Below are 7,031 nucleotides of genomic sequence, written 5' to 3'. Positions count from 1 at the left end.
TGAAATGAAGTTGATGCGCGTTCTCGAGTTTAATTTGCTGAGAAAAATGCATGAAATGAAGTTGATGCGCGTTCTCGAGTTTAATTTGCTGAGAAAAATGCATGAAATGAAGTTGATGCGCGTTCTCAAGTTTAATTTGCTGAGAAAAATGTTTGAAATGAAGTTGATACACGTTTTCAAGTTCATTTCACCAGAAAAAATGCATGAAATGAAGTTGATACACACTCTCAAAATTATTACATCAAGAATACAACAAGAAATACAGTTGGCTCGCATGGGAAGGAGTTTAATTAAACTATGGACATTAATTGGTTAGAATGGTTAGGGTATTTAGCTTCCTTAATAGTCCTTATTTCTTTATTAATGAGCTCTATTTTAAAACTTAGATGGATCAATATGATTGGATCTGGTCTGTTCTCGTTATATGGTTTTTTAATTGGGGCATTACCAGTTGGGATTATGAACTTAGGTATTGTTTTCATTAACCTCTATTATCTTGTGAAATTATATCGTGCTAAGTCCGATGAAGCTCTACAGTAAAAAGAAGTACTTGATTATCTTCCACTTGTACGAAAAAATACATAACAATGAAAATGACTACCAAAACAAAATGGTAGTCATTTTCATTGTTAAGTCAACTCAATCTTATATACCCCACGCTCTGTAGTAATAAATAATTTCTCCCCATCAAATTCATACATCGTATTATTTTCTAGAGGAATTTCGTAAACAGATGAGGGTAATGGTTGATTACTCATTGCAGCTAATGTTTCAATTTGTCCGTCCCCATGTAATAGCAAATTGTGCATCGGAACATAATCATCAATTCGTCTAGTGTTTTGTTCATAGGACACTTGATTTAACGTCATTTCCGTTTGGTCCACATCATCCATTTCATGCTTGGTTACTTTAATTCGTCTTCCGCTCCATGACTGAATTAGTTCGTTAAAATCCTCAATTGCCAAGAATCGGTGGCTCATAGCATCCCTCCTCCCTTTAAATTTTCCTATTTCAGATGGAATTATTCGAAGATAATCATGCTAATTGACATAGCTAATAGAAATATGATATTTATTTGTTAGAAAAATTAGCACTCTCATGCTTAGAGTGCTAAAATAAAAATGTCCTTTTAATAATCCCTATTAAAATTTAAAAAGGAGATGTTCAGAATGGGAAAAAAAGAGTTTAAAGCAGAATCCAAACGATTATTAGAACTAATGATTAACTCCATCTACTCACAACGCGAAGTTTTTCTTCGGGAATTAATTTCGAATGCAAGTGATGCGATTGATAAGATTTACTATAAAGCACTGACGGATGAGAATTTAACATTTAATCAAAGTGATTACTATATAAAGCTAGAAGCGGATAAAGAATCTCGTACATTGAAGATTGTGGATACGGGGATTGGGATGACAGAAGAAGAGCTAGAAACAAATCTAGGTACTATCGCCAAAAGTGGATCTCTAGCATTTAAAACTGAAAATGAAATTAAAGATGGCCATGATATTATTGGTCAATTTGGTGTTGGTTTTTATGCTGCATTTATGGTTGCTGATAATGTAACGGTAATAAGTAAGGCGCTTGGGTCAGACCAAGCTTATAAATGGGAATCTACTGGAACAGAAGGATATACAATTGAACCTACTGAAAAAGAAAAAGTTGGTACAGAAATCATCCTGAAGCTAAAAGAAAATACGGAAGATGAAAATTATGATGAGTACTTAGAAGAATATCGCTTAAAACAAATTATCAAGAAGTATTCTGACTTCATCCGTTATCCAATTAAAATGGATGTAACGAAAAGTAAAAAAGAAGATGATAGTGACGAATATGTGGAGTATACAGAAGAAGAAACCATCAATAGTATGGTTCCTATTTGGAAGAAAAATAAAAGCGAATTAAAAGATGAAGACTATGAAAACTTTTATCGTGAAAAGCATTATGGCTTTGACAAACCATTAAAACATATTCACATTAGTGTTGATGGAACCATTCGCTATAATTCCATTTTATTTATTCCAGAGAATCGTCCATTTGATTATTACTCCCAAGAGTATGAAAAAGGTTTGGAGCTATATTCTAACGGCGTATTAATCATGGAGAAATGTGCAGACTTAATTCCAGATCATTTTAGTTTTGTTAAAGGACTAGTTGATTCAGAGGATCTGTCACTTAATATATCTCGTGAAATGCTACAGCATGATAGACAGCTAAAGCTTATTGAGAAAAACCTAAATAAGAAAATTAAGCAACAACTAATAAGTTTACAAAGAGATGACCGTGAAAAATATGAGAAGTTCTTTGACGCATTTGGTCGCCAGTTAAAATTTGGTGTTTATAATGAATTCGGTGCAAATAAAGATACATTAAAAGATTTACTCCTATTCTATTCATCGAAAGAGAAGAAGCTAGTTACGCTTAAAGAGTATGTATCTAGAATGCCAGAAGAACAAAAATACATTTACTATGCGACAGGTGAATCCATCGAGCGCATTGATAAGCTTCCGCAAACAGAACTTGTTGCGGATAAAGGATATGAAATTCTTTATTTCACAGAGGAAATTGATGAATTTGCTATCCGTGTGTTAATGAGCTATGAAGAAAAGGAATTCAAATCTGTATCTAGCAATGATCTTGGAATTGATTCTGAAGAGGAAAAAGCCTCCGAAGAAGAAACAGCTCAGAATAAAGACCTATTTGATTATATGAAAGATAAATTAGCTGGGAAAGTAAAAGAAGTCCGAGTTTCCAAACGCTTAAGGTCTCACCCTGTTTGTTTAACAGCAGATGGCGAAATTTCTATTGAGATGGAAAAAGTAATTAATGCCATGCCTGATAATCAAAATATTAAGGCAGAAAAAGTATTAGAAATTAATCCGAACCATGAAGTATTCCAAACGTTGAAGGAAGCTTTTGACAATGATAAGGAAAAACTTGACCTATATACAAATATACTGTTTAATCAAGCTCTCCTAATTGAAGGACTACCTGTTGAGGACCCAGTTGAGCTAGCGAATAATATGTGTAAAGTGATGGTTAGTTCTAAATAGATGGGGAATAAAAACACTTGGCGATTTCAAATGCCAAGTGTTTTTAATACTTTTTGATTTTCATATTAAAATAGGTCATTCGTGTTTATTCTAAAACCAATAAATAGCTTCGAGGTAACAACTTCACCAAGGTTAACCAGACTAAATTGAATTTCCATACCTTCGTCCAAGAAATAAACCATAATTCGATTATCTATTGGGTCTACTATCCAGTATTCTTTAACACCGAAATTCATATATAAATTCAACTTCGTAACCATATCGTACGACTTATTAGAAGGACTCAAGATTTCAATAATAAAATCAGGGGCGCCAATATATTCATTTTCAGTAAAGTTATCTGGGTTACAGGCTACAAATAGATCAGGTATAACCCTCTTTTTTTCATCCTTACTTTCATTGTTAAAGACGACATCTGTGGGTGCTGCAAATACTTTACATTTACTGCCCTTAAAGTAATTGTATAGCTGCCCGTGCAGGTATGATGATATCTCTTGATGTTTGATGTTAGGGGATGGGGACATATATATAATTCCATCGATAAACTCTAGTCTCTTATCCGTCTTTTTTCGTTCTAATTCAAATTCTTCATAAGTGCTAAACCCTTCATTTAGTAAACTCAAGTTAATCACCACCTTACATAAATTATATTTGAATCATTGCCAAAAAGGAAGATTCTTAGCCAGATTCATCAAAGACTATCTTCTAAATTAGCAATAGTGTTCATGATTATTAGATTAAAATTACTTGTTCATCATTTTCACTCCCTCCTCATAAACTGTATAAAGCACATATGGAGGGATCATCATTGACGGATTCAAAAGAGCTTCATAAAGCGATTGCAGAAATTACAGAGATTGCAGAGGGATTTGGCCTAGACTTCTATCCGATGCGTTATGAGATTTGCCCAGCAGAAATTATCTATACATTTGGTGCATATGGAATGCCGACACGATTCTCTCATTGGAGTTTTGGAAAACAATTTCATCGGATGAAGTTACAATATGATTTAGGACTAAGTCAAATTTACGAGCTTGTCATTAATTCGGACCCTTGCTATGCCTTTTTACTAAATACCAATAGTCTAATCCAAAATAAACTAATCATTGCCCATGTTCTAGCTCATTGTGATTTCTTCAAAAATAATGTTCGCTTCTCCAATACGAGAAGGGATATGGTCGAAAGTATGACAGCTACAGCGGAACGGATTGCGCAATATGAATTGATACATGGTAAGGACGAGGTAGAAAAATTTCTAGACGCAGTTCTAGCGATCCAAGAGCATATTGATCCATCTATTGTTCGTCCGAAGTTACCAGAATATAAATGGGAAGAAGAGGAATCGCCAGTTAAAAAAACAAAATCGCCGTACGATGACCTATGGGATTTAGATGAGTCTTCGGAGGAAATTAAACCGAGAGTGAAGCGGAGAAAGAAATTTCCGCCTAAACCAGAAAAGGACTTACTGTTGTTTATTGAGGAATACAGTACAGAACTAGAGGACTGGCAGCGAGATATACTTACGATGATGCGTGAAGAAATGCTTTATTTCTGGCCACAACTGGAAACGAAAATCATGAACGAAGGCTGGGCTTCCTACTGGCATCAACGCATCATGCGAGAACTAGACTTAACCTCCGATGAGACAATCGAATTTGCCAAACTAAACTCCGCCGTCGTACAGCCATCCAAACAACAAATTAATCCATATTATCTTGGACTAAAAATATTCGAGGATATAGAAGAACGCTACAATAACCCAACAGATGAAATGAAAGAACGTGGTGTAAAAGTAGGCTCGGGTCGAGAGAAAATCTTTGAAGTGCGTGAAATTGAATCCGATATATCCTTTATCCGTAACTACCTTACGAAGGATTTGGTTGAAAGAGAAGATTTGTATCTATTTGAAAAACAAGGTCCATATTACCGGATTTCAGATAAGGATTATGAAAATATCCGTGACCAGTTAGTCTCGATGCGGGTAAATGGTGGGTTTCCATATATTACGGTTGTAGATGGAGATTATATGCGAAATGGCGAATTATACTTGGTGCATGGCTATGAGGGGACAGAACTTGATCTTCACTACCTTGAAAATGTACTACCATATATACACCAATTGTGGGGTCGGAAGGTTTATATGGAAACGTATGTGGATGATAAGTTGACGGTGTATTCGTATGACGGGGATCGGGTGTTTAAAAGATAATACTTCATTATTAATTATTGAGGTTCCTATCTGTATAAATGAAAAAATTCCATTTATAACGTGTTAAACTAAAAATAGTTTAACACGTTTTTTAATGTTTAAAAGTTTTTGAAACTTTTCATATGAGAACTCTATCTAATGGACAGGAAGGTGAGGAAGCATGCACAATTTAAAACTTGTCAAGAAGGCAAAGTCAAATGATATAGAAGCATTCGAGGAACTTCTAACATTACATAGTGAGCAATTATATCGTACAGCATTTCTTTATGTTGGTAATCGAGAAGATGCTTTAGATATTGTCCAAGAGACTAGTTATAAAGCATTTTTAGCAATCAAGACATTAAAAAAGAATAAATATTTTTCTACTTGGCTAACTAAAATTCTTATCAATACTGCTTATGAGTTCTTAAATAAAAGAAAAAGGGAAGTTCCCCTTGAAAATATAGATCAATACCTAGCAAAACAAGATGAATTTAATGTAGAACAAATTGATCTATTAAGAGCGGTTAATAACTTAAAAGGTACATATCGGGATGCTATTATTTTGTTTTACTTTCGTGACCTTCCAATAAAAGAAATAGCTATTATTATGGGCGTTCCGGAAAATACGGTGAAAACATATCTACATAGGGGAAAAGAGCAGTTGAAAAAGAAATTGAAGGAGGCTGAGTTAAGTGAAGGAAAAATACTTTCAGGATTTATATGAGCAAATTGATATTCCACATGAAGATGTCCAACAATCGATTCGCACTGGATTACAAAAGGCAGGGATAAAAGAGAAAAAGAAAACTCACTTTTTTAGAAATGTATCAGTTGTTGCAATTATAGTTATCTCTGCGATTACTACATTAAGTTTTTCTTTTCCTTCATTTGCAACAAACTTACCTTTTGTAGGAAGTATTTATGAGTTATTTAAAAATAATAGCCAGGAATCAGTATTTGAACGATATGGAGATCACTCTACTCTTATCGGTCAAACGAAGGAGAGTAACGGGATAACAATAACCTTAATAGATGCTGTATATGACGGAGAGGATATTACTGTTGCCTATTTGATTGATAGTACAAAGGATTTAGGTAAAAGACCCGTTTTAGGTGGAGATTTTGCTGTTGAGGGATTAAATGACAAATATAAAAACTTATATTCATCAGACTATATTGTAGAAAAGATAAATGCCCATCAGTATGCTGTTGTATCCATATATCAATTTATGGATGGACCTAAGCCAAGTGAGCTTCGTGTTAACTGGGAAGGGGTGTCCATTACAGATTTATATAATGCTAACAATACAACTACAGGCAACTGGTCTTTTGAGTTTTCATTAAGTGAACTTGAGCAGGAGTCCAAACTTTTTGCTAATAAAAATGTAAATACGGAGGAAGAAGGTATTAAAATATCTGCTGTAAAGATGACGGAAACGCCTATTTCTACAACCTATTATTTATCCGAAAAGATAGATATACGTACGATTTCTATGGAGGAAGAGGAGTGGCGTGGTGTACAGGTGGATTATATAGTAGCTGATAATTTAGGGAATGAGTACGAAACAATTCTTCATAGGGAGGGCGTACATAGTACAGATTTCGACGAGAGGGGACGTAGCAAAACTAGGATAACAACTACAGTTATCCATAAAGAGGCAACATCAATTATAATCACACCAATAATTAATATTTATAGAATGGCAAACAGTGATGGTTGGTTAGAACTTGTTAAACAACCTTATACAATCAAACCAATTGAAGTACCATTATCTAACTAATTTTTG

The 7,031-nt window shown here is 34.2% G+C and carries 7 protein-coding genes; 5 read left to right on the top strand and 2 right to left on the bottom strand.

Translation table 11 applies throughout. The annotated features are described in order from the left end of the window. The first annotated feature begins 297 nt into the window (after nt 1-297). Nucleotides 298-540 carry a YgjV family protein gene (locus IEV35_RS17940; protein ID WP_188386031.1) on the top strand — a complete coding sequence of 81 codons (243 nt, stop codon included), beginning with the start codon at nt 298-300 and terminating at the stop codon, nt 538-540. An 89-nt stretch (nt 541-629) separates the two neighbouring features. Here IEV35_RS17940 and ymzB read toward each other — a convergent pair whose 3' ends face one another. After that, nucleotides 630-980, bottom strand: coding sequence for a protein YmzB (gene ymzB, locus IEV35_RS17935; RefSeq protein ID WP_188386030.1), 351 nt, complete (start codon nt 978-980; stop codon nt 630-632). 189 nt (nt 981-1,169) lie between these two features. Between ymzB and htpG the strand changes: the two genes are divergently transcribed. Beyond that, on the top strand, nt 1,170-3,053 hold the full coding sequence (gene htpG / locus IEV35_RS17930) for a molecular chaperone HtpG (RefSeq protein ID WP_188386029.1): 1,884 nt from the start codon (nt 1,170-1,172) through the stop codon (nt 3,051-3,053). 65 nt (nt 3,054-3,118) lie between these two features. Here htpG and IEV35_RS17925 read toward each other — a convergent pair whose 3' ends face one another. Then, nucleotides 3,119-3,676: a Uma2 family endonuclease gene (locus tag IEV35_RS17925; RefSeq protein ID WP_188386028.1), complete on the bottom strand. Its 558-nt coding sequence runs from the start codon at nt 3,674-3,676 to the stop codon at nt 3,119-3,121. A gap of 170 nt (nt 3,677-3,846) precedes the next feature. On the opposite strand from IEV35_RS17925, the gene IEV35_RS17920 reads away from it, so the two are divergent. The 3 genes from IEV35_RS17920 to IEV35_RS17910 all read left to right on the top strand — a co-directional run bounded on the left by IEV35_RS17920 (nt 3,847) and on the right by IEV35_RS17910 (nt 7,025). Next, nucleotides 3,847-5,262 carry a SpoVR family protein gene (locus IEV35_RS17920; protein WP_188386027.1) on the top strand — a complete coding sequence of 472 codons (1,416 nt, stop codon included), beginning with the start codon at nt 3,847-3,849 and terminating at the stop codon, nt 5,260-5,262. Between the two features lie 160 nt (nt 5,263-5,422). Next, nucleotides 5,423-5,968, top strand: coding sequence for a sigma-70 family RNA polymerase sigma factor (locus tag IEV35_RS17915; RefSeq protein ID WP_188386026.1), 546 nt, complete (start codon nt 5,423-5,425; stop codon nt 5,966-5,968). Further along, a complete protein-coding gene (locus IEV35_RS17910) occupies nt 5,937-7,025 on the top strand; it encodes a DUF4179 domain-containing protein (protein WP_188386025.1) in 1,089 nt (362 codons plus the stop codon). The genes IEV35_RS17915 and IEV35_RS17910 overlap by 32 nt, the downstream gene beginning before the upstream one ends. Nucleotides 7,026-7,031: the final 6 nt, after the last annotated feature.

This window comes from Ornithinibacillus halotolerans (genome assembly GCF_014637405.1).
GTDB classification, from domain to species: Bacteria; Bacillota; Bacilli; order Bacillales; family Amphibacillaceae; genus Ornithinibacillus; species Ornithinibacillus halotolerans.
This window is presented reverse-complemented; position numbering and strand designations above follow the sequence as displayed.

What these genes read in the sequence shown, in the direction of transcription:
- IEV35_RS17920 (WP_188386027.1), top strand. Translation starts at nt 3,847, where the DNA reads ATGGAGGGATCATCATTGACGGATTCAAAAGAGCTTCATAAAGCGATT.
- ymzB (WP_188386030.1), bottom strand. Translation starts at nt 980, where the DNA reads ATGAGCCACCGATTCTTGGCAATTGAGGATTTTAACGAACTAATTCAG.
- IEV35_RS17940 (WP_188386031.1), top strand. Translation starts at nt 298, where the DNA reads ATGGACATTAATTGGTTAGAATGGTTAGGGTATTTAGCTTCCTTAATA.
- htpG (WP_188386029.1), top strand. Translation starts at nt 1,170, where the DNA reads ATGGGAAAAAAAGAGTTTAAAGCAGAATCCAAACGATTATTAGAACTA.
- IEV35_RS17915 (WP_188386026.1), top strand. Translation starts at nt 5,423, where the DNA reads ATGCACAATTTAAAACTTGTCAAGAAGGCAAAGTCAAATGATATAGAA.